The organism is Streptomyces sp. NPDC088762, assembly GCF_044750905.1.
Taxonomy (GTDB): Bacteria; Actinomycetota; Actinomycetes; order Streptomycetales; family Streptomycetaceae; genus Streptomyces.
This window is the reverse complement of the sequence record NZ_JBIVKT010000004.1, coordinates 164576-185334: the sequence shown is the minus strand read 5'-3', so window position 1 is coordinate 185334 and position 20759 is coordinate 164576. Positions and strand designations below refer to the sequence as shown.

Annotated in this window: 17 protein-coding genes; 5 read left to right on the top strand and 12 right to left on the bottom strand. The window is 71.3% G+C overall.

Translation table 11 applies throughout. The annotated features are described in order from the left end of the window. Positions 1 to 237: 237 nt before the first annotated feature. The 9 genes from pssA to ACIP5M_RS12315 all read right to left on the bottom strand — a co-directional run bounded on the left by pssA (position 238) and on the right by ACIP5M_RS12315 (position 11310). Complete coding sequence (pssA, locus tag ACIP5M_RS12355) at positions 238 to 1017, bottom strand: CDP-diacylglycerol--serine O-phosphatidyltransferase (protein WP_401196295.1); 780 nt, start codon at positions 1015 to 1017, stop codon at positions 238 to 240. 64 nt (positions 1018 to 1081) lie between these two features. Next, positions 1082 to 1738 (bottom strand): phosphatidylserine decarboxylase, encoded by a 657-nt coding sequence (locus ACIP5M_RS12350; protein WP_030010161.1) that lies wholly within the window; start codon positions 1736 to 1738, stop codon positions 1082 to 1084. Positions 1739 to 1924: 186 nt separating this feature from the next. Further along, positions 1925 to 3130, bottom strand: coding sequence for an acyl-CoA dehydrogenase family protein (locus ACIP5M_RS12345; protein WP_401195478.1), 1206 nt, complete (start codon positions 3128 to 3130; stop codon positions 1925 to 1927). A 2-nt stretch (positions 3131 to 3132) separates the two neighbouring features. Beyond that, positions 3133 to 3645 (bottom strand): MaoC family dehydratase, encoded by a 513-nt coding sequence (locus ACIP5M_RS12340; RefSeq protein WP_030155134.1) that lies wholly within the window; start codon positions 3643 to 3645, stop codon positions 3133 to 3135. A 4-nt stretch (positions 3646 to 3649) separates the two neighbouring features. Next, positions 3650 to 4624 carry an HpcH/HpaI aldolase/citrate lyase family protein gene (locus ACIP5M_RS12335; RefSeq protein ID WP_401195476.1) on the bottom strand — a complete coding sequence of 325 codons (975 nt, stop codon included), beginning with the start codon at positions 4622 to 4624 and terminating at the stop codon, positions 3650 to 3652. Then, positions 4621 to 6690, bottom strand: a complete 2070-nt coding sequence (locus ACIP5M_RS12330) for a protein meaA (protein ID WP_401195473.1) — start codon at positions 6688 to 6690, stop codon at positions 4621 to 4623. Before ACIP5M_RS12330 ends, ACIP5M_RS12335 begins: the two co-directional genes overlap by 4 nt. A gap of 31 nt (positions 6691 to 6721) precedes the next feature. Beyond that, the gene (gene ccrA, locus ACIP5M_RS12325) at positions 6722 to 8059 is read right to left on the bottom strand and encodes a crotonyl-CoA carboxylase/reductase (RefSeq protein WP_401195471.1); all 1338 of its coding nucleotides are present in this window, start codon (positions 8057 to 8059) and stop codon (positions 6722 to 6724) included. A gap of 397 nt (positions 8060 to 8456) precedes the next feature. After that, positions 8457 to 9275: a TetR family transcriptional regulator gene (locus ACIP5M_RS12320; protein ID WP_401195468.1), complete on the bottom strand. Its 819-nt coding sequence runs from the start codon at positions 9273 to 9275 to the stop codon at positions 8457 to 8459. Positions 9276 to 9513: 238 nt separating this feature from the next. Then, a complete protein-coding gene (locus ACIP5M_RS12315) occupies positions 9514 to 11310 on the bottom strand; it encodes a 3-hydroxyacyl-CoA dehydrogenase family protein (RefSeq protein WP_401195466.1) in 1797 nt (598 codons plus the stop codon). Positions 11311 to 11745: 435 nt separating this feature from the next. Here ACIP5M_RS12315 and ACIP5M_RS12310 point away from each other — a divergent pair, with 435 nt between their 5' ends. Beyond that, complete coding sequence (locus tag ACIP5M_RS12310) at positions 11746 to 12312, top strand: adenylosuccinate lyase (protein ID WP_401195464.1); 567 nt, start codon at positions 11746 to 11748, stop codon at positions 12310 to 12312. On the opposite strand, the gene ACIP5M_RS12305 is transcribed toward ACIP5M_RS12310, so the two are convergent. The 3 genes from ACIP5M_RS12305 to ACIP5M_RS12295 all read right to left on the bottom strand — a co-directional run bounded on the left by ACIP5M_RS12305 (position 12309) and on the right by ACIP5M_RS12295 (position 15480). Then, positions 12309 to 12743, bottom strand: coding sequence for a RidA family protein (locus ACIP5M_RS12305; protein WP_401195462.1), 435 nt, complete (start codon positions 12741 to 12743; stop codon positions 12309 to 12311). The two genes, ACIP5M_RS12310 and ACIP5M_RS12305, sit on opposite strands and share 4 nt — an antisense overlap. Before the next feature lie 24 nt (positions 12744 to 12767). Next, positions 12768 to 14336, bottom strand: a complete 1569-nt coding sequence (locus ACIP5M_RS12300) for an alpha/beta hydrolase (protein ID WP_401195460.1) — start codon at positions 14334 to 14336, stop codon at positions 12768 to 12770. Positions 14337 to 14448: 112 nt separating this feature from the next. Continuing rightward, positions 14449 to 15480: an Rv2578c family radical SAM protein gene (locus tag ACIP5M_RS12295; protein ID WP_401195457.1), complete on the bottom strand. Its 1032-nt coding sequence runs from the start codon at positions 15478 to 15480 to the stop codon at positions 14449 to 14451. 293 nt (positions 15481 to 15773) lie between these two features. Between ACIP5M_RS12295 and ACIP5M_RS12290 the strand changes: the two genes are divergently transcribed. The 4 genes from ACIP5M_RS12290 (at position 15774) to ACIP5M_RS12275 (ending at position 20610) form a co-directional block, all read left to right on the top strand. Further along, positions 15774 to 16217, top strand: a complete 444-nt coding sequence (locus tag ACIP5M_RS12290; protein WP_401195455.1) for an SRPBCC family protein — start codon at positions 15774 to 15776, stop codon at positions 16215 to 16217. 185 nt (positions 16218 to 16402) lie between these two features. Further along, a complete protein-coding gene (locus ACIP5M_RS12285) occupies positions 16403 to 17236 on the top strand; it encodes a M55 family metallopeptidase (RefSeq protein WP_401195453.1) in 834 nt (277 codons plus the stop codon). Between the two features lies 1 nt (position 17237). Beyond that, positions 17238 to 18587: a M20/M25/M40 family metallo-hydrolase gene (locus ACIP5M_RS12280; RefSeq protein WP_401195450.1), complete on the top strand. Its 1350-nt coding sequence runs from the start codon at positions 17238 to 17240 to the stop codon at positions 18585 to 18587. Positions 18588 to 18600: 13 nt separating this feature from the next. Further along, positions 18601 to 20610 (top strand): prolyl oligopeptidase family serine peptidase, encoded by a 2010-nt coding sequence (locus ACIP5M_RS12275; RefSeq protein WP_401195448.1) that lies wholly within the window; start codon positions 18601 to 18603, stop codon positions 20608 to 20610. The last annotated feature ends 149 nt before the right edge of the window (positions 20611 to 20759 follow it).

Sequence of the window (20759 nt, the reverse complement as noted above, 5' to 3'; positions counted from 1 at the left end):
GACGTCTTCTGGCTCGGTCCGGACGGTTCGGTGCGGTCGCAGTGGTGGGACGGGACCTGGGACAACGGGCCGTGGGACAAGCATGGGTCGTTCAACATCGCACCACCGAATAGTTAGGCGGGAGGCCTTCCCGTGCGAGCCGGGCTCGGCCCCCGCAGCCGGTGGGACGGGAAAAGGGGGGAGGGCCCCCGGATGCCGATGGCATCCGGGGGCCCTCCTGGTACGGCCGGCGCGGCGTCAGCGCGTCGCGGCGCGGGCCTCGCGGCGGTTGTGCCGGAACGTGTTCGCCCGGCGGGTCGTCGCGAACAGTGGAATCGTCGCCGCCATAGCGATCTGCAGCGCGCAGCCGGTCTGGAGCAGCAGCTGGCCGCCCGGCGCGTCGAACGCCCAGGCCGCCAGGAGCCCCATGGCCCCGACGATCCAGCTGAGCATCGCCACCGCGAGGACACCCCGCGGCTTCGGGTACTCGACCCGGCTCACCATCAGCCAGGCCACGCCGATGATCGCCAGCAGCGTCGGGACGAACGGCAGTTCCAGCAGCACGATCGAGACGACCGTCAGCGCGCCGAAGGGGCTCGGCATGCCCTGGAACATGCCGTCCTTCATCGTCACGCAGCTGAATCTCGCGAGCCTGAGCACCACTGCCAGCAGGACCACGATCGCGGCCAGCGCCGACATCTTCTGGTGCGCGTCGACGGCGACCATGCCGTAGACGAGCACGAAGTAGGCGGGCGCCAGCCCGAAGCTGATCAGGTCGGACAGGTTGTCCAGCTCGGCACCCATCGGCGAGCTGCGCAGCTTGCGGGCCACGATGCCGTCGAAGAGGTCGAACACCGCGGCGAGGAGCATCAGTATCACCGCCGTGGCGGCGCTGCTGCGGGCCATGCCCGACTCGCCGCTGCCGGTGAGGTGCGGAATGAGGATCCCGGTGGTGGTGAAGTACACCGCCATGAATCCGCACGTCGCGTTGCCGAGGGTGAGGGTGTCCGCTATCGACAGCCGCAGCGACAGCGGCATGTCGTCCTCGGCGGACTCCTCCTCGGCGGACTCCGGAACCCAGCCTGCGGCGGGAGTCTCAGGGTCAGTCACGGTCAATTCGGGTCACCCCCGCGGTGGTGGCCTGACCGACCTCGACCGCGACCTCGACGCCCTCCGGGAGGTAGATGTCGACGCGCGAACCGAAGCGGATCAGACCGATGCGCTCGCCCTGCTCGACCTTGGTGCCGGCCGGCAGGTACGGGACGATGCGGCGGGCCACCGCACCGGCGATCTGCACCATCTCGATGTCACCGAGCTCGGTGTCGAAGTGCCAGACGACGCGCTCGTTGTTCTCGCTCTCCTTGTTGAACGCCGGGACGAATCCGCCGGGGATGTGCTCCACGGACGTCACCGTGCCCGCGAGGGGCGCGCGGTTGACGTGGACGTTCAGCGGGCTCATGAAGATCGCGACCCGGGTCCGCCCGTCCTTCCACGGCATGATGCTCTGCACCACACCGTCGGCGGGCGAGATGACACGGCCCTGGGCGATCTCACGCTCGGGGTCGCGGAAGAACCACAGCATGCCCGCCGCGAGAGCGGTGGCGGGCACGGCTGCCGCGGCCCAGCGTCCGGACTTGCGGGCCCGGGTGAGGCTGAGCGCCGCGGTGGCGACGGTCGGCAGAAGCCACGGCGATGCTCCGCGCGCGAGGCGTACGCCAAGGAGGCTGTCGCGAGGTGCAGAGGTTTGGCTGTGGGGCATGGATGACCTTCGTAGCGGGGTGATTGCCGCGCCGCAAACAGGGGGACGGGACGGCGGCTTACTGGAATGCTATCGGTTGCACGCAACAACTGGGCAAGCCAGAAGCCGAGTCGATGGCCGTCGGCCAGTGACTGCCAGTGACACTTCTGCGACGGATCCGGGGAGGATCCGCCGCAAAAGGTACTTTCAGCCCTGGAGTCGGTACTCCTCGAGCAGGCGTCGCCCGATGATCATTTTCTGAATCTCGGCGGTACCTTCACCGATCAGCAGCATCGGAGCCTCCCGGTAGAGGCGCTCGATCTCGTACTCCTTCGAGAACCCGTAGCCGCCATGGATACGGAAGGCGTCCTCCACGACCTCCTTGCAGTACTCGGAGGCGAGGTACTTCGCCATCCCTGCTTCGAGGTCGTTTCGTTCCCCGGAGTCCTTTTTGCGTGCTGCGTTGACCATCATGGCATGGGCGGCCTCGACCTTGGTAGCCATCTCGGCCAGCTTGAACTGGATGGCCTGGTGCTCGGCGATCGCCTTGCCGAAAGTGTGACGTTGCTGGGCATACGAGACACCCAGTTCGAACGCACGCTGAGCGACGCCGCAGCCACGCGCCGCCACGTTGACGCGGCCGACCTCGACCCCGTCCATCATTTGGTAAAACCCTCGGCCGGTCTGGCCGCCGAGGACACGATTGGCCGGAATGCGCAGTCCGTCCATGATGAGCTCGGTCGTGTCGACGCCCTTGTAGCCCATCTTGTCGATCTTGCCGGGGATGGTCAGGCCGGGGCGGACCTCACCGAAGCCGGGCTCCTTCTCGACGAGGAAGGTCGTCATCGACTTGTGGGGCGCCGTGCCCTCGGGGTGTCCTTCGTCACTCCGGACGAGGACGGCCACCAGCGTGGAGCTGCCGCCGTTCGTCAGCCACATCTTCTGGCCGTTCAGGACGTACTCGTCGCCGTCCTTCACCGCCTTCGAGGTGATGGCCGACACGTCGGAGCCCAGCCCCGGCTCGGACATCGAGAACGCGCCGCGCACCTCGCCCAGCGCCATGCGGGGCAGGAAGTAGTCCTTCTGCTCCTGCGTGCCGTGCTGCTTGAGCATGTACGCCACGATGAAGTGCGTGTTGATGATGCCCGAGACGGACATCCAGCCCCGCGCTATCTCCTCCACGCACAGCGCGTAGGTGAGCAGCGACTCACCCAGGCCGCCGTACTCCTCCGGGATCATCAGCCCGAAGAGGCCGAGCTCCTTGAGGCCGTCGACGATCTGCTGCGGGTACTCGTCGCGGTGCTCCAGCTCGGTCGCGACCGGGATGATCTCCTTGTCGACGAACTCGCGGACGGTCTTGAGGATCTCCCGCTGGACGTCGTTCAGCCCGGCGGTCTGGGCGAGTCGGGCCATGGCTACTTCCCCTGTTCCTTCAGCTGCGGGCGGCCGGGCTGCTCGCCGCCGCGCTCCTTGATGTACGTCTCGGTCGGGACCATCACCTTGCGCCGGAAGACGCAGACGAGGGTGCCGTCCTGCTTGTAGCCCTTGGTCTCGACGTAGACGATCCCGCGGTCGTTCTTCGACTTCGAGGGGGTCTTGTCGAGGACCGTGGTCTCGCCGTAGATGGTGTCGCCGTGGAAGGTCGGCGCCACGTGCCGCAGGGACTCGATCTCCAGGTTGGCGATGGCCTTCCCGGAGACGTCCGGCACGGACATGCCGAGCAGCAGCGAGTAGATGTAGTTGCCCACGACCACGTTCTTGCCGAAGTCCGTGGTGTTCTCGGCGTAATTGCTGTCCATGTGGAGCGGGTGGTGGTTCATGGTCAGCAGACAGAAGAGGTGGTCGTCGTACTCCGTGACCGTCTTTCCGGGCCAGTGCTTGTAGACCGCGCCGACCTCGAACTCCTCGTACGTGCGTCCGAACTGCATGGTCCTAGGCCTCCGGGATCTCGAACTTGGACGTGCGCTGCATGCCGGCGGCGCGGCCCTTGCCCGCGATGACCAGGGCCATCTTGCGGCTGGCCTCGTCGATCATCTCGTCGCCGAGCATCGCGGAGCCCTTCTTGCCGCCGGCCTCGGAGGTGCACCACTCGTACGCGTCGAGGATCAGCTCGGCGTGGTCGTAGTCGGCCTGCGAGGGGGAGAAGACCTCGTTCGCCGCGTCGACCTGGCCCGGGTGCAGCACCCACTTGCCGTCGAAGCCGAGGGCGGCGGCGCGGCCGGCCACCTCGCGGTAGCCGTCCACGTTCTTGATCTGGAGGTAGGGGCCGTCGATCGCCTGGAGGTTGTTGGCGCGGGCCGCCATCAGGATCTTCATCAGGATGAAGTGGTAGGCGTCCGCCGGGTAGCCGGGCGGCTGCTCGCCGACGACCAGGGACTTCATGTTGATGGAGGCCATGAAGTCGGCCGGGCCGAAGATGATCGTCTCGACGCGCGGCGAGGCCTGGGCGATCGCGTTGACGTTGTTGAGGCCCTGGGCGTTCTCGATCTGCGCCTCGATGCCGATCTTGCCGACCTCGAAGCCCATCGTCTTCTCGATCTGCGTCAGCAGCAGGTCCAGCGCCACGATCTGCTCGGCGTTCTGGACCTTCGGCAGCATGATGCAGTCGAGGTTCTGGCCGGCCCCCTCGACGACGGTGACCACGTCGCGGTAGGTCCAGTGGGTCGTCCAGTCGTTGACGCGGACCACACGGGTCTTGCCGGTCCAGTCACCCTCGTTCAGGAACTTGACGATGGTGTGCCGGGCCTCCGGCTTGGCGAGCGGCGCGCAGGCGTCCTCCAGGTCGAGGAAGACCTGGTCGGCCGGCAGCCCCTGGGCCTTCTCGAGGAACCGCGGGTTCGAGCCGGGCACCGCGAGGCAGGAGCGACGCGGGCGAAGGCGGTTCACCGGGTGGACTGGCGTGGTCATGCGGGGACCTCCGTGCTTGCAACGATTTCGAGAGGATGGAGCTTGTTGGCCTTGCGGATCTCGTCGACGATACGGCCGATGATCTCCGTGATGCCGAAGTCCTTCGGCGTGAAGACGGCGGCCACACCGGCCGCCTTCAGCGCCACGGCATCGGCGTTCGGAATGATGCCGCCGACGATGACGGGAATGTCACCCGCCCCCGCCGCGCGGAGCCTTTCCAGTACGTCCGGCACGAGCGCGCTGTGCGAGCCGGACAGGATGGACAGTCCCACGCAGTGCACGTCCTCGGCCAGCGCGGCCGAGGAGATCTCCTCCGGTGTCAGCCGGATGCCCTGGTAGACCACCTCGAAGCCCGCGTCGCGGGCCCGCACGGCGATCTGCTCGGCGCCGTTGGAGTGCCCGTCCAGGCCGGGCTTGCCGACCAGCAGGCGCAGCCGGCCGGAGCCGAGCTCGTCGGCCGTACGGGAGACCTTCTCGCGCACCAGGGCCATCGGCGTGCCCGGCTCGGCGGTGACCGCCACCGGGGCCGAGGAGACCCCGGTCGGGGCGCGGAACTCGCCGAACACCTCGCGGAGCGCACTCGCCCACTCGCCGGTGGTGACACCGGCCCGGGCGCACTCCAGGGTGGCCTCCATCAGGTTCTCGGTGCCCGCCGCGGCCTCCTTGAGGCGCTCCAGCGCCTGCCGGGTGGTGGGGAAGACGAACGGGTCGCCGCCCCCCTGCCGCTGCGAGGACTCCTCGCGCTCGGTCCGCCAGCGGCCGATGCGCTCGACGGTCAGCGCCTCCACGGCCGGGTCCACCGTCATGATGGCGCCGTCGAGGTCGGCGGTGAGCGGGTTCTCCTCGGTCTGCTGGAAGCAGTTGACGCCGACGATCTTGTCCTCGCCGGCCTCGATCCGGGCGCGGCGCTCGGCGTGCGAGGAGACCAGCTGGGACTTCAGGTACCCGGACTCGACGGCGGCCATCGCGCCGCCCATCTCCTGGATCCGGTCGATCTCGGCCAGGCAGTCGGCGACCAGGGAGTCGACTTTGGCCTCGATGACGTGGGACCCCGCGAAGATGTCCTCGTACTCCAGCAGGTCGCTCTCGTGCGCCAGGACCTGCTGGATGCGCAGCGACCACTGCTGGTCCCAGGGCCGGGGCAGGCCCAGCGCCTCGTTCCAGGCGGGCAGCTGGACCGCCCGGGCCCGGGCGTCCTTGGAGAGGGTGACCGCCAGCATCTCCAGCACGATGCGCTGGACGTTGTTCTCCGGCTGCGCCTCGGTCAGGCCCAGCGAGTTGACCTGGACGCCGTACCGGAAGCGGCGCTGCTTCTCGTTCTCGATGCCGTAGCGCTCGTGGGTGATCCGGTCCCAGATGCGGCCGAAGGCGCGCATCTTGCACATCTCCTCGATGAAGCGGACGCCCGCGTTCACGAAGAAGGAGATACGGGCGACCACCTCGCCGAAGCGTTCCTCGGGCACCTGGCCCGAGTCGCGCACCGAGTCCAGCACGGCGATCGCGGTCGACATCGCGTACGAGATCTCCTGGACCGGGGTCGCCCCCGCCTCCTGGAGGTGGTACGAGCAGATGTTGATCGGGTTCCACTTCGGGATGTGGTTGACCGTGTACGCGATCATGTCCGTCGTCAGGCGGAGGGACGGCCCGGGCGGGAAGACGTGCGTCCCGCGCGAGAGGTACTCCTTGACGATGTCGTTCTGGGTGGTGCCCTGGAGCAGGGAGATGTCCGCCCCCTGCTCCTCGGCGGCCACCTGGTAGAGCGCCAGCAGCCACATGGCGGTGGCGTTGATCGTCATCGAGGTGTTCATCTGCTCCAGGGGTATGTCCTGGAACAGCCGCCGCATGTCGCCCAGATGGGAGACCGGGACCCCGACCCGGCCCACCTCGCCGCGGGCGAGGATGTGGTCGGGGTCGTAGCCGGTCTGCGTCGGCAGGTCGAACGCGACCGACAGGCCGGTCTGGCCCTTGGCGAGGTTGCGGCGGTACAGCTCGTTGGACGCCTCGGCCGTGGAGTGGCCGGCGTACGTCCGCATGAGCCACGGACGGTCTTTCTGGCGCTCTGTCATCTCAGGCTGTCCCTTTGGCCCTTGAACGGTCTCAGATGTTGCGGAAGCGGTTGATGGCGTCGAGGTGCTTCTCGCGCATCTCGGGGTCGCGCACGCCCAGGCCCTCCTCGGGGGCCAGCGCGAGGACGCCGACCTTGCCCTGGTGGAGGTTGCGGTGGACGTCGTAGGCGGCCTGGCCGGTCTCCTCCAGCGAGTAGACCTTCGACAGGGTGGGGTGGATCTTGCCCTTGGCGATGAGGCGGTTGGCCTCCCACGCCTCGCGGTAGTTCGCGAAGTGCGAGCCGATGATCCGCTTGAGCGACATCCACAGGTACCGGTTGTCGTACTCGTGCATGTAGCCCGAGGTGGAGGCACAGGTGGTGATGGTGCCGCCCTTGCGGGTGACGTAGACCGAGGCGCCGAAGGTCTCGCGGCCCGGGTGCTCGAAGACGATGTCGATGTCCTCGCCGCCGGTCAGCTCGCGGATGCGCTTGCCGAAGCGCTTCCACTCCTTCGGGTCCTGGGTGTGCTCGTCCTTCCAGAACTTGTAGCCCTCGGCGTTGCGGTCGATGACCGCCTCCGCGCCCATCGCGCGGCAGATGTCCGCCTTCTCGGGGCTGGAGACCACGCAGATCGGGTTGGCACCGCCGGCCAGGGCGAACTGGGTGGCGTAGGAGCCGAGTCCGCCGCTGGCGCCCCAGATCAGGACGTTGTCGCCCTGCTTCATGCCGGCGCCGTTGCGGGAGACCAGCTGGCGGTAGGCGGTGGAGTTGACCAGGCCGGGGGAGGCGGCCTCCTCCCAGCTGAGGTGGCCGGGCTTGGGCATCAGCTGGTTCGACTTGACGAGCGCGATCTCGGCCAGACCGCCGAAGTTGGTCTCGAAGCCCCAGATGCGCTGCTCGGGGTCGAGCATCGTGTCGTTGTGGCCGTCGGAGGACTCCAGCTCGACCGACAGGCAGTGCGCGACGACCTCGTCGCCCGGCTTCCAGGCGTTGACGCCGGGGCCTGTGCGCAGCACGACGCCCGCGAGGTCGGAGCCGATGATGTGGTACGGGAGGTCGTGGCGCTTGGTGAGCTCGCTGAGCTTCCCGTACCGCTCCAGGAAGCTGAAGGTGGACACCGGCTCGAAGATCGAGGTCCACACGGAGTTGTAGTTGACCGAGGAGGCCATCACGGCCACCAGGGCCTCGCCCGGGCCCAGCTCGGGCAGCGGGACCTCGTCGAGGTGCAGGGACTTGCGCGGGTCCTTCTCGCGGGTGGTGAGCCCGGCGAACATCTCCACCTCGTCCTTGTGCACGGTGATCGCGCGGTACGAGTCGGGGAGCGGCAGGGCCGCGAAGTCGGCGGCCGTAGCGGCCTGCGACTGGATCGCGTCCAGGATGTCCTTCACGGTAGAGCCTCCGGCTAGCGCTGATGAGGGTGCGCTGAGGGATACGCAGGTGCGTGGAGCGGGTGGTGTGGGTGCCGTCGGTTCGGCGGAGCTGTGGTGCGGGCGCGCCCGTGGTGGGGCGTGCGGGGGCCTGGTGACGCAGGCATCCGGGGCGCGGTCTTCGCCGGGTGGGGCGTGGACCGCGGGGACGTCCGGACGGGATTCAACGTATGGCACCCCGTGTCACTCGACAAGGCACCGCGTGCCAAAACTTTCTCTCATTTGCCTATTGACCTGCGCATATGAGCGATGATCGATCAGAGTTACCCGCGAGTAGGGACAAGTCGGGCATAAAAAGGCCGCCCCCGGGGGTCCGGGGGCGGCCTGTGTGACGAGGGTCGCGCGGGGCGCGGTCCGACTACTTGTTGCGCAGTGCCTCTTCGATGGTCCGCATGACCTCGTCCAGCGGGGCGTCGGTGCGGGCCACCGCCACCAGCACCTCGCCCTCCGTGCGGACCGCCGCCGGGGCGGCGGCCGGCGCGGCCGTGCTCAGGGTGCGGCCCGCGCCGATGCCCGTGCCGAAGGTCTTGCGGACGATCGAGAAGGCGTGGTCCAGCTGCGCCTCCACGTCCCCCTGGCCGCCCGCCCGCAGCCAGCGCCGCAGGACGTGGTTGTGGGCGGTCACCACCGCCGAGGCGGCCACCTCGGCCAGCAGCGGATCGTCGTTGCCGTCGTGGTGGTCGGTCTCGTCGAAGTGGGCCAGCAGGTAGCGGGTGAACAGCCGCTCGTACCGGGCCACCGAGGCGATCTCCCGCTCCCGCAGCGCCGGCACCTCACGGGTCAGCCGGTAGCGCTCCACCGACACCGCCGGCGAGGCGGCGTACATCTTCATGACTTCCTTGATCCCCCGGCACACCGTGTCGAGCGGGTGCTCGTGCGCGGGGGCCACGTCGAGGACGGCCTCGGCGCGGGTCAGGGTGTCGTCGTGGTCGGGGAAGATCGCCTCTTCCTTGGAGCGGAAGTGCCGGAAGAAGGTCCGGCGGGCCACCCCGGCGGTCGCGGCGATCTCGTCGACCGTCGTCGCCTCGTACCCCTTGGTCGCGAACAGCTCCATGGCGGCCGCGGCGAGCTCGCGGCGCATCTTGAGCCGCTGAGCGGCAGCCCGGGTGCCGGCCGCGCTCTCCGGGGCATCGGCGGCCGAGGAGGCGCGGGGCGAGGTCTTGGCGGGCTGGGACATAGAGCGAAAGTACTTCATTCGCGCGGGTGAGCGCGCCTGAGGGGGGTGGGACAGGGGTGGATCAGGGGTGGGCGGCCGCGGGCCGGGCGGACGGGGATCGGGTGGATGCGGGGGAGGGCAGGCACTGGGCACACAGTGCTCGTCGGGAGGGTTTGCCCGCCGTGAGGGTCCGGCGGGCCCGAGGAGCCCTCCCCACGCATCCGGTTCAGGGCCCGGCCGGGGGTCGGGGGGCGTCCGGTTACCGGCGGGCGTACTCACGGAATCCGCGGCCGGTCTTCCGGCCCAGGCAGCCCGCCGCCACCAGGAACTCGAGCAGCGGGGAAGGGGCCAGACCCGGGTCGCGGAACTCCTTGTGGAGGACCTTCTCGATGGCCAGCGAGACGTCGAGGCCGACCACGTCGAGGAGCTCGAAGGGCCCCATCGGGTAGCCGCCGCCCAGCTTCATCGCCGCGTCGATCTGGTCGAGGCTCGCGTAGTGCTGCTCGACCATCTTGATCGCGTTGTTCAGGTACGGGAACAGCAGCGCGTTCACGATGAAGCCGGCCCGGTCCCCGCAGTCCACCGGGTGCTTGCGCACCTTCACGCAGATCTCGCGGACCGTGGCGTGCACGTCGTCGGCCGTCAGGACCGTGCGGACCACCTCGACCAGCTTCATCGCCGGGGCCGGGTTGAAGAAGTGCATGCCGATCACGTCCTGCGGACGCGAGGTCACGCGGGCCACCGCGATCACCGGCAGCGAGGAGGTGGTCGTCGCCAGCACGGCGCCCGGCTTGCAGACCTTGTCCAGGGCCGCGAACAGCTCCTGCTTCACGGCCAGGTCCTCGGCCACCGCCTCGACGGCCAGGTCCACCTCGGCGAAGGCGTCCAGCGAACCGGCCGGGGTGATCAGGTCCAGCGTCCGCGCCGCGGCCTCGTCCGTCAGCTTGCCCTTGGCCACCGCACGGCCCAGGGACTTGCCGATCGCGGCCTTCGCCGCCTCCGCCTTCTCCTGGCTGCGGGCCGCGAGCACGACCGCGAAGCCGGCCTGCGCGAAGACCTGCGCGATCCCGCTCGCCATCGTGCCCGAGCCGGCCACGCCGACCGAGGTGACGGGGCGGCCCGCGCCGAGCAGAGCGCCGTCGGGCGGGGTCTGGAGGTCGCGGACGATCACCGAGCTGCCCGGCGCCTCGTACGTGTAGAAGCCTCGCCCGGACTTCTGTCCGGTCAGGCCGGCCTCGGCGAGCTGCCCGAGGATCGGGGCCGGGGCGTGCAGCCGGTCGCCGGAGGACGAGTACATGGCCTCCAGGACGGTGCGGGCGGTGTCCACGCCGATCAGGTCGAGCAGCGCGAGCGGGCCCATGGGCAGGCCGCAGCCCAGCCGCATCGCCGCGTCGATGTCCTCGCGGGAGGCGTACTTGGCCTCGTACATGGCCGCGGCCTGGTTGAGGTAGCCGAAGAGCAGGCCGTCGGCGACGAAGCCGGGCCGGTCGCCGACCGAGACGGGCTCCTTGCCGAGCTCGCGGGCCAGTTCGGTGACCGCCTCGACGGCCGGCGGGGCGGTCAGCACGCTGGAGACGACCTCGACCAGCTTCATCGCCGGGGCCGGGTTGAAGAAGTGCAGGCCCAGCACGCGCTCGGGGCGCTGCGACTCGGCGGCCATGCGGGTCACCGACAGGGCGTTGGTGCCGGTGGCCAGGATCGTGTCGGGACGCACGATCGCGTCGAGCTCCCGGAACACCTGCTGCTTGAGCTCGTACGACTCGGGCACGACCTCGATGACGAGGTCCGCCTCGGCCGCCGCGGCGAGGTCGCCGAAGGTGCGGAAGCGGGCGAGGACGTCCGCCCGCTCCTGCTCGGTGAGCAGCTCCCGGGTGACGGAGCGCGCGGTGGCGGCGGCGAGGGAGGCCACGGCCCGGCGGGCGGCGGCCTCGCTGATGTCGATGCCGATGACCTCGCGGCCGGCCCGGGCGAGGACCTCGGCGATGCCGGTGCCCATCGTGCCGAGACCGACGACGGCGATGGTCTGGAGGGTGGGGTGACTGGACGGACGGTCCATCGAGGGACTCCAGTGGATGAGGGTGACGACTGGGGGACGCGCGGTGCACAGCGCGCGGAATGCCGTACGGAAGAGCCGTGCGGAACGTACGGAGGGCGTACGGGGATCCGAACGGAACAGCCGTTGCGGACAGCCGTGCGGGTCGTACGGAGCAGCCGTGCGGAACGTACGGGGCGTACGAAGCCGTACGGAGGGCCCGGAGGGGAGGACCCGGCGGGCCCGGGCGGCGGAACCCTGTCCCGGGGTCACGCCGTGGGGGCGGTGCGGAATGAACCGACTGGCACGAGGCGGCTGCGTCACCAGGCCGTCCCCGTGCGTGTTACCAGGACAGTAACCCGTCGGTAACTGACGCGCCAGTGTGCGGAGATGTGACCTGTACCGCCCAAATGTACCGATCATCGATCATCGATCACACGGCTGCCCTAGGGTGGCGGTGTGAGCGACGTGCTGGAGCGACTGCGGGCGGAAGCCGCCGGTTCGCCGGAGTGTGCGGAGTACGAGGTCCTCCTCGCGGCGGGCCCCGACGAACTGGCGGCCTCCCTGACCTCGGCCGGGCTGCCCCTGTGGGCCCGCGAACTGGCCGCGTACCGGCTGGGACTGGCGGGGGACCGCCGTGCCTTCGAGTCCCTGGTGCTGCTGCTCAACCACCGCGACCCGCCGCGCTGCGCGGCCGCCGCCGAGGCGCTGGCCGCGCTGGGCGACCCCCGCACCGCCCGCGCTGCGGCCGCCCTGGCCACCAACGGCCTGCGCACGGCCTACGCCCTCCAGCCCGTCCGGCTGCTCACCGCGCTGCGGGCCCCGGAATCGGCCCCCGCACTGATGGCGACGCTGTCCCGGCTGTTGTCCCCGCACGACCCGTACTGGCGGATCGCCCTCGCCTGCGTCGAGGGTCTCGGCGCCCTGGGCGACCCCCGGGCCCGCGAAGTCCTCACCCGCGCCCAGTCCCACCCCCGGCTGGCGGTGGCGGCGACGGCCGCGCTGCGCGGTCTTCCCGCGGACTAGTTCCCGCCGGCACCGGCGACCGGGACGACGGCGAAGGCCTCCACCTCCAGCAGCAGGTCGGGCCGGAACAGCGCCGCGACCTGGACCGCCGAGGAGGCCGGCAGGCGGTCCGCCGGGATGACGGCGTCGCGGGCCGCCCGTACCGCCGGGAGGTGGGCCACGTCCGTGACGAAGTACGTCAGCTTCACGACGTCGTCGAACGTGGCGCCGGCCGCCGCCAGGCACCGGCGCAGGTTCTCGAACACCTGCCGGGCCTGGGCGGCGGCGTCGCCCTCGCCGACCACCTCGCCCCGCTCGTCGAAGGCGCACTGGCCGGATACGGCGACGAACCGGCCGGTGCCCCAGACGACGTGGCTGTATCCGGTCCCGGGACTGACGCCCTCCGGGGCGTGGACGCGGGTGAGGTGGCTGCGCTCGGGAGTCGTGGTCATATGCGGGATCCTGCCCGCTGAAGATCAGCCGCGGAAGCCCAGCAGGCCGTGCAGGGCAGCGCCGCCCGCCGAAGACGGGACCGCGCGGGTCGCCGCCGCCGGCTTCGGGGCCGGCTGGGCGGGGCAGGTGGCGTCCGCGGCCGTGCCCGTCTTCAGGTAGGCCGACACCTTCTCGTCCAGGCACTTGTTGCCGCTGAGCGAGATGCCGTGGTTGCCGCCGCCCTCCTCCACCACCAGGGCCGCGCCCTTCAGCTTCTCCCGCATGCTGAGCGCCCCGCCGAACGGGGTGGCCGCGTCCTCCGTCGCCTGGAGCAGGAGGGCCGGCGGCAGGTCGGCGTTGGTCACGTCCGGGGCCTGGAGCGGTTCCGTCGGCCAGAACGCGCACGGGGCATTGTACCAGGCGTTGTTCCAGGTCATGAAGGGCGCCTCGGCGTGCGTGCGCCACATGTCCGCGCGCCACTGGTTCCAGTCCTTGGGCCAGGCCGAGTCCCGGCACTGCACCGCCGTGTAGACGCTGTAGCCGTTGCCCGCGGAGGGCTCCACCGCGCCGAACCGCTCGTACGCCGCCACCAGCGGCTTGGGGTCCGCCTTCACCGCGTACGCCGCGAAGGCCTCGGCGAGGTGGGGCCAGTAGCCGTTGAAGTAGCTGCCCGGCATGAAGGTGTCCTCCAGCTCGGCCGGGCCCACCTTCCCGCCCGCCGGTGTCTCGCGCAGGGCCTCCCGCATCGCGTACCAGCGCTCCTCGACCTCCGCCGGATCGGTGCCGAGCCGGTAGGTCTCGTCGTACGTCGCCACCCAGGCCAGGAAGGCCTTGTGGCGGGCGTCGAAGGCACGGTCCTGGGAGAGGTTGTCCTCGTACCAGACCCCGCCCGGGTCGACCACGGAGTCCAGGACCAGCCGGTGCACCCGGCCGGGGTGGAGCTTGGCGTACACCGCGCCCAGGTAGGTCCCGTACGAGTAGCCGAAGTAGCTGATCCGCTCGGCTCCGAGCGCGCCGCGCAGCACCTCGAGGTCGCGGGCGGCCGAGACGGTGTCGATGTGCGGCAGCACCTCCGCGTACTTCGTCCGGCAGGACTCGGCGAAGGAGCGCACCCGGTCCAGGTTGGCCTCCTCGGTGGCCTCGTCGCGCGGTACGGAGTCCGGCCGGACGGGGGAGAAGTGGCCGGCCCCGCAGTCGAGGGCCGGCTCGCTCTTGCCCACACCGCGGGGGTCAAAGCCGATCACGTCGTACTGTGCGGCCACGTCCTTGGGGAGCGCGGAGGCGACGAACCCGGCGAGCGTACGGCCGCTGCCGCCCGGCCCGCCGGGGTTGACCAGCAGCGGGCCCTGGGAGGTCGCCGCGGTGTGGGGCACCCGGGTCAGGGCGAGGGCGATCTGCCGGCCGGCGGGACGGGCGTGGTCGAGGGGGACCTTGAGGGAAGCGCACTGGAGGGTCGGGTAGCGGGGGGTCGCGCAGCCGGTCCAGCGCAGGGCCGCCTTGGAGGGGGCCGGGGCCGCCGGTGCGGCGGTGACCGGGCTCGCCAGCGTGGCGGCGGCGACGGCGGTGGAGATCGACAGCAGGACAGCGGCGCGCTTCTTCAAGGGGTGCAGCATGGGGCCTCCCAGCCGAGGGTTCTGGGCGGAATCGTCCCGGAAACCACGCCTGGAAGGCGGGATTGGGCTGCCTATTGGCCCGATGTGATGACCCTTCAGCGGGTCGCGCGCGTCACAGGAGGGTCAGCTGCGTCGGTTCGGCGGACTCGCCCACCGGGGGCCGCTCGGGGGTGACGAGCCGGCGGGCCGCCCCGCGGCCGGTCGGGCCGATGCCGAATTCGGCGGCCAGCCGGTGGACTTGGCGGGTGATCTGGCGCTGGTACCAGGTGGGCGCGTAGGAGCCGCCCGCGTACATCCGCTCGTACCGCTCCACCAGCCCGGGGTGGTGCTCGCCCAGCCAGGCGGTGAACCACTCGCGGGCTCCGGGCCGCAGATGGAGTACCAGGGGTGTCACGGAGGTCGCGCCCGACGCGGCGATGGCGCGCACCGTCTCCCGCAGCTGCTCCGGCGCGTCCCCGAGGAAGGGGATCACCGGGGCCATGAGCACCCCGCACTCGATGCCGGCGTCCGTCAGCGTCCGTACGGCCGCCAGCCGGGCGGCGGGGGAGGGCGTGCCGGGCTCCACGGTCCGCCACAGGCCGGTGTCGGTGAAGCCGACGGAGACGGAGATCCCGACCTCGGTGACCTCGGCGGCCTCCTGGAGGAGGGGGAGGTCGCGCAGGATCAGCGTGCCCTTGGTGAGGATCGAGAAGGGGTTGGCGTGGTCGCGCAGTGCCTCGATGATCCCGGGCATGAGCCGGTAGCGGCCCTCGGCGCGCTGGTAGCAGTCGACGTTGGTGCCCATGGCGATGTGCGCGCCGGTCCAGCGGGGTGCGGCGAGCTCGCGGCGCAGGAGGTCGGGGGCGTTCGTCTTGACGACGATCTGCGAGTCGAAGCCGAGGCCGGTGTCGAGGTCGAGGTAGCTGTGGGTCTTGCGGGCGAAGCAGTACACGCAGGCGTGTGAGCACCCCCTGTACGGATTGACCGTCCATTCGAACGGCATGCGCGAGGCGCCGGGCACCCGGTTGACGATCGAACGCGCCCGCACCTCGTGGAAGGTGATCCCGCGGAACTCGGGCGTGTCGAAGGTACGCGTCACGACGGCGTCGGCCCCGAAGAGCGCGGCCGGACCCGTGGGGCCCTCGGTCAGGTTGTCCCAGCGCATGAGCGCCTCCCTCGGTAGCTCTCCCCCGAGAATAGAACAAACGTTCCCATGATCGTGCGGAGGGAGGAAGCAGCTGGTCAGCGAGCCGCCCGTCCGGCCGTGGCCCGCGGGGGCTGCGGCTCGACCCGGACGCGCAGAGCCGCGCCCCGGCTCGTCGACCCGGCCTGGCGGGGCTGCCGGCCGACACCCTGCCGGTGTCCGTCCGCTGCCACGTCCGACCCGGATTTGGGCCACCGCGCCGGAGGTGGTTGGCTTCGCCGTGACGAGCGATCACAACTGCTGGAGGAATAGCCATGGCGCAGGTCGAGGCCACCACGGAGCGGATCATCGCGGCCGACGCGGAGACCGTGTTCGACGCGCTGGCGGACTACACCGGGACCCGCGGGAAGCTGCTGCCCGAGCACTTCAGCGAGTACGAGGTGCGCGAGGGCGGCGACGGCGAGGGGACCCTGGTGCACTGGAAGCTCCAGGCCACCAGCAAGCGCGTGCGGGACTGCCTGCTGGAGGTCACCGAGCCCACCGACGGCCAGCTGGTGGAGAAGGACCGCAACTCCTCCATGGTCACCACCTGGGTGGTCACCCCGGCCGGCGAGGGCAAGTCCAAGGCCGTCGTCACCACCGTGTGGAACGGCGCCGGCGGCATCGGCGGCTTCTTCGAGCGCACCTTCGCCCCCAAGGGCCTCGGCCGGATCTACGACACCGTGCTGGCCAACCTCGCCGCCGAAGTCGAGTCCTGAGCCCGTCCGTTGACGGTGAGGCCGGGCACACGGCCTCACCGGATCGGGTGAACCGGCCCCCCGGACCGCGGCGGCCGGGCCCGCGGCAGCGGGCGTGGCCCCGGGCCCGCCGGGGTGCCGAGGGCTAGGGTGGAGTTCGCGCCGGGCGCCACCGCGCCGCGCGCCACCGACCGCCCGGGGGCCCGATGAAGATCCTCATCTCCGCCGACATGGAAGGCGCCACGGGCGTCACCTGGCCCGCGGACGTGCTCCCCGGCACCCCGCAGTGGGAGCGCTGCCGGGCGATGTTCACCTCCGACGTCAACGCGGCCGTCCTCGGCTTCCACGACGGCGGGGCGGATCAGGTCCTCGTCAACGAGGCCCACTGGACCATGCGGAACCTGCTGCTGGAGAAGCTCGACCCCCGCGTCGAGATGCTCACCGGCCGCCACAAGTCGCTCTCCATGGTCGAGGGCGTCCAGCACGGAGACGTCGACGGCATCGCCTTCGTCGGCTACCACACGGGAGCCGGCTCCGAGGGGGTCCTCGCCCACACCTACCTCGCCAACTCCATCACCGGCGTCTGGGTCAACGGGGTCCGCGCGAGCGAGGGACTGCTCAACGCCCACGTCGTCGCCGAGTTCGGGGTCCCCGTCATCCTGGTCACCGGCGACGACCTGACCTGCGCCGACGCCGCCGGCTACGCTCCCGACGCCGTGACCGTCGCCGTGAAGGACCACGTCTCGCGCTACGCCGCCGTGTGCCGGACTCCGGCCCGCACCGCCGCCGACATCCGCGCCGCGGCCAAGGCGGCCATGGCCCTGGCGGTCCGCCGCGATCCCGTGCACCGCGGCCCCTTCACCGTGGAGCTGGAGTTCGACGCCGAACACCTGGCCCTGGCCGCCACGGTGGTCCCGGGCACGGAGCGGTGCGGGGAGCGCAGGGTCTCGTACACCAGCGGCACGATGTACGAGGGGATCCGGACGTTCAAGGCAGTGACGACGGTCGTCTCGGCGGCCGTGGAGGAGCAGTATGGCTGACATGCACACTCTGACAACCGAGGCGCCGGCCGACGGCGTGGACGCGCTCGCCCTCGACGAGGTCGTCGAGTTCACCTCGGACCTCATCCGGATCGACACCACCAACCGGGGCGGCGGCGACTGCCGCGAGCGCCCCGCCGCCGAGTACGCCGCCGAGCGCCTCGCCGCCGCCGGGCTGGAGCCGGTGCTCCTGGAGCGCACCCCCGGCCGCACCAATGTCGTCGCCCGCATCGAGGGCACCGACCGCGACGCCGAGGCGCTGCTCGTCCACGGACACCTCGACGTGGTCCCGGCCGAGGCCGCCGACTGGAGCGTCGACCCCTTCTCCGGGGAGGTCCGCGACGGCGTCGTCTGGGGCCGCGGCGCCGTGGACATGAAGGACATGGACGCGATGGTGCTGGCCGTCGTACGGTCCTGGGCGCGCACGGGGGTGAAGCCGCGCCGGGACATCGTGATCGCCTTCACCGCCGACGAGGAGGACAGCGCCGTTGACGGCTCCGGCTTCCTCGCCGACCGGCACCCGCACCTCTTCGAGGGCTGCACGGAGGGCATCAGCGAATCCGGCGCCTTCACCGTGCACACCGGCCCCGGCCGGACCCTCTACCCCATCGCGGCAGGCGAACGCGGCACGGCCTGGCTGAAGCTCACCGCGCACGGCACCGCCGGCCACGGCTCCAAGCCCAACAAGGCCAATGCCGTCAGCCGCCTCGCCGCGGCCGTGGCGCGCATCGGCGCGTACGACTGGCCCGTCCGGCTCACCGAAACCGTCACCGCCTGCATCACCCAGCTCGCCGCCGCACACGGCCTGTCGGTCGACCCGCGCGCCCCCGGCTTCGACCTCGACGCGGTCCTCGCCGAACTCGGGCCCGCCGCCGTCCTGGTCGAGGCGACCGTGCGCAACAGTGCCAACCCCACCATGCTGAGCGCCGGTTACAAGCTCAACGTGATCCCCGGCCAGGCCACGGCCTACGTGGACGGGCGGATGCTGCCGGGCGGCGAGGCCGAGTTCATCGCCACCCTGGACGAACTCACCGGCCCCGACGTGACCTGGGAGTTCCACCACCGGGAGGTGGCGCTCGAAGCCCCCGTGGACGGGCGGACGTACCGGATCCTGCGCGAGTCCGTCGAGCGGTTCGACCCGGCCGGGCACGTGGTGCCCTTCTGCATGGCGGGCGGTACCGACGCGAAGCAGTTCTCCCGCCTCGGCGTCACCGGCTACGGCTTCTCCCCGCTCAAGCTGCCGCCGGGCTTCGACTACTGGGCGCTCTTCCACGGCGTCGACGAGCGGGTCCCCGTCGAGGCGCTCCACTTCGGCGTCCGCGTCCTCGACCACGCGCTGCGCATCCTGTGAGCGGGGTCCGGTGATGGCGGCGGTGACCCTGCCCTACGGAAGCTGGCCCTCGCCCATCGGCGCGGGGCTCGCCGCCTCCCTCGACGGACGCCCCGAGTACGTCGGCACGGTCGGCCCCGAGGTGTGGTGGACCGAACCCCGGCCGCAGGAGGGCGGCCGCCGGGCCCTGGTGCGCCGCCCCGCCGACGGCGGCCCGCAGACCACCGTGCTGCCCGCCCCCTGGAACGTGCGCAGCCGGGTCACCGAATACGGCGGCAGTCCGTGGGCCGGCACCGGACGGCCCGCCGGAGGGCCCCTGGTGGTCTTCGTCCACTTCGCCGACCAGCGGCTGTACGCCTACGAGCCCGACGCGCCTGGCGCCCCCGGCCCGCGGCCCCTCACGCCCGTCTCCGCCGTCGGCGGCGGACTGCGCTGGGCCGATCCGGTGCTGCGCGGCACCGAGGTCTGGTGCGTGCTCGAGGAGTTCACCGGACCCGCGCCGACCGACGTACGCCGCGTCCTGGCCGCCGTACCGCTGGACGGAACGGCGGCCCAAGACCGTTCTGCGGTAAGGGAGTTGACGGACGACCGGCACCGGTTCACCACCGGTCCCCGGATCTCCCCGGACGGCCGGCGGGCGGCCTGGCTCGTCTGGGACCACCCCCGGATGCCCTGGGACGGCACCGAGCTCCGGCTGGCCGAGATCACCGCGGACGGAAACCTCGCCGGGCCGCGCACCCTCATCGGCGGCCCCGACGAGGCCATTGCCCAGGTGGAGTGGACGGCCGGCGGAACCCTCCTCGCGGTGAGCGACCGCAGCGGCTGGTGGAACCCGTACCGGGTGGACCCCACAACGGGCGACGCCGTCAACCTGTGCCCCCGGGAAGAGGAGTTCGGCGGCCCCCTGTGGAAGCCCGGACTGCGCTGGTTCGCGCCGCTCCCCGACGGGCTCGTCGCCGTCCTGCACGGCCAGGGCTCCTCGGTGCTCGGCATCCTCGACCCGGAGAGCGGGGACCTCGTCGACGCGGCCGGACCCTGGACGGCCTGGCAGCCGACCCTCGCCGTCAACGGGACCCGCGTCTACGGGGTCGCCGCCAGCCCGCGCAGCGCGTACGAGGTCGTCGAACTCGACACCGCGAGCGGGCACGCCCGGGTCGTCGGCGCACAGGGCGTGCACCCGGTGGACCCGGCCTACTACCCGGAACCCCAGAGCCGGACCTTCCTCGGCCCCGACGACCGGGAGATCCACGCCCACGTCTACCCGCCGCACCACCCGGCCGTACGGGCCGCCGCCGACGAGCTGCCCCCGTACGTGGTGTGGGCGCACGGCGGCCCCACCGACCACGTACCGCCCGTACTCGACCTCCACATCGCCTACTTCACCTCGCGCGGCATCGGCGTGGTCGAGGTCAACTACGGCGGCTCGAGCGGATACGGCCGCGCCTACCGGGAGCGGCTGCGCGAGCAGTGGGGCGTGGTGGACGTGGAGGACTGCGCGGCGGTGGCCCGGGCACTGGCCGCCGAGGGCACCGCCGACCCCCGCCGGCTCGCCATCCGCGGTGGCAGCGCGGGCGGCTGGACGGCGGCCGCCTCCCTGGCCGCCACCGACCTGTACGCCTGCGCGGCGATCATCTACCCGGTGCTGGACCTGCTCGGCTTCGCCGAGGAGACCCACGATCTGGAGTCCCGCTACGTCGAGAGCCTGGCCGGACCGGCACAGACCCTGGCCGTCCGCGGCCGCGAGCGCTCGCCGGTGGCCCGCGCCGACCGGATCACGGCGCCGTTCGTCCTGCTCCAGGGCCTGGACGACCCGGTCTGCCCGCCGGCCCAGGCGGAGCGCTTCCTGGCCGCCCTGCGCGGCCGGTCCGTACCCCACGCGTACGTGGCCTTCGAGGGCGAGGGCCACGGCTTCCGCCGGGCGGACACGATGATCCGTGCGCTGGAGGCAGAACTCTCCCTGTACGCCCAGGTGTTCGGACTCGACCGCCCCGATGTACCCCGGCTGGACCTGGACTTGGACCTGAACCTGGACCTGGACTTCTAGCCGGCCGGATGAGTATCCGTACTCATGGTGCGGCAGGGGCGTCGCGACCACGATGGGTTCCCGGAACGGATCTCAACGAGTGGAACGGCGGGGACGGGTGTGACGGTGGGGGAAGACGGCAGCGCGGGCGGCACGGCGGCGCGGCGCGG

Bases quoted from the DNA above. Each gene is read 5' to 3' on its own strand.
- ACIP5M_RS12330 (WP_401195473.1), bottom strand. From the start codon at position 6,690: ATGACAGAGCGCCAGAAAGACCGTCCGTGGCTCATGCGGACGTACGCC.
- ACIP5M_RS12315 (WP_401195466.1), bottom strand. From the start codon at position 11,310: ATGGACCGTCCGTCCAGTCACCCCACCCTCCAGACCATCGCCGTCGTC.
- ACIP5M_RS12305 (WP_401195462.1), bottom strand. From the start codon at position 12,743: ATGACCACGACTCCCGAGCGCAGCCACCTCACCCGCGTCCACGCCCCG.
- ACIP5M_RS12280 (WP_401195450.1), top strand. From the start codon at position 17,238: ATGCACACTCTGACAACCGAGGCGCCGGCCGACGGCGTGGACGCGCTC.
- ACIP5M_RS12320 (WP_401195468.1), bottom strand. From the start codon at position 9,275: ATGTCCCAGCCCGCCAAGACCTCGCCCCGCGCCTCCTCGGCCGCCGAT.
- ACIP5M_RS12335 (WP_401195476.1), bottom strand. From the start codon at position 4,624: ATGACCACGCCAGTCCACCCGGTGAACCGCCTTCGCCCGCGTCGCTCC.
- ACIP5M_RS12300 (WP_401195460.1), bottom strand. From the start codon at position 14,336: ATGCTGCACCCCTTGAAGAAGCGCGCCGCTGTCCTGCTGTCGATCTCC.
- ACIP5M_RS12295 (WP_401195457.1), bottom strand. From the start codon at position 15,480: ATGCGCTGGGACAACCTGACCGAGGGCCCCACGGGTCCGGCCGCGCTC.
- pssA (WP_401196295.1), bottom strand. From the start codon at position 1,017: ATGCCGCTGTCGCTGCGGCTGTCGATAGCGGACACCCTCACCCTCGGC.
- ACIP5M_RS12285 (WP_401195453.1), top strand. From the start codon at position 16,403: ATGAAGATCCTCATCTCCGCCGACATGGAAGGCGCCACGGGCGTCACC.
- ACIP5M_RS12275 (WP_401195448.1), top strand. From the start codon at position 18,601: ATGGCGGCGGTGACCCTGCCCTACGGAAGCTGGCCCTCGCCCATCGGC.
- ACIP5M_RS12350 (WP_030010161.1), bottom strand. From the start codon at position 1,738: ATGCCCCACAGCCAAACCTCTGCACCTCGCGACAGCCTCCTTGGCGTA.
- ACIP5M_RS12345 (WP_401195478.1), bottom strand. From the start codon at position 3,130: ATGGCCCGACTCGCCCAGACCGCCGGGCTGAACGACGTCCAGCGGGAG.
- ACIP5M_RS12290 (WP_401195455.1), top strand. From the start codon at position 15,774: ATGGCGCAGGTCGAGGCCACCACGGAGCGGATCATCGCGGCCGACGCG.
- ACIP5M_RS12340 (WP_030155134.1), bottom strand. From the start codon at position 3,645: ATGCAGTTCGGACGCACGTACGAGGAGTTCGAGGTCGGCGCGGTCTAC.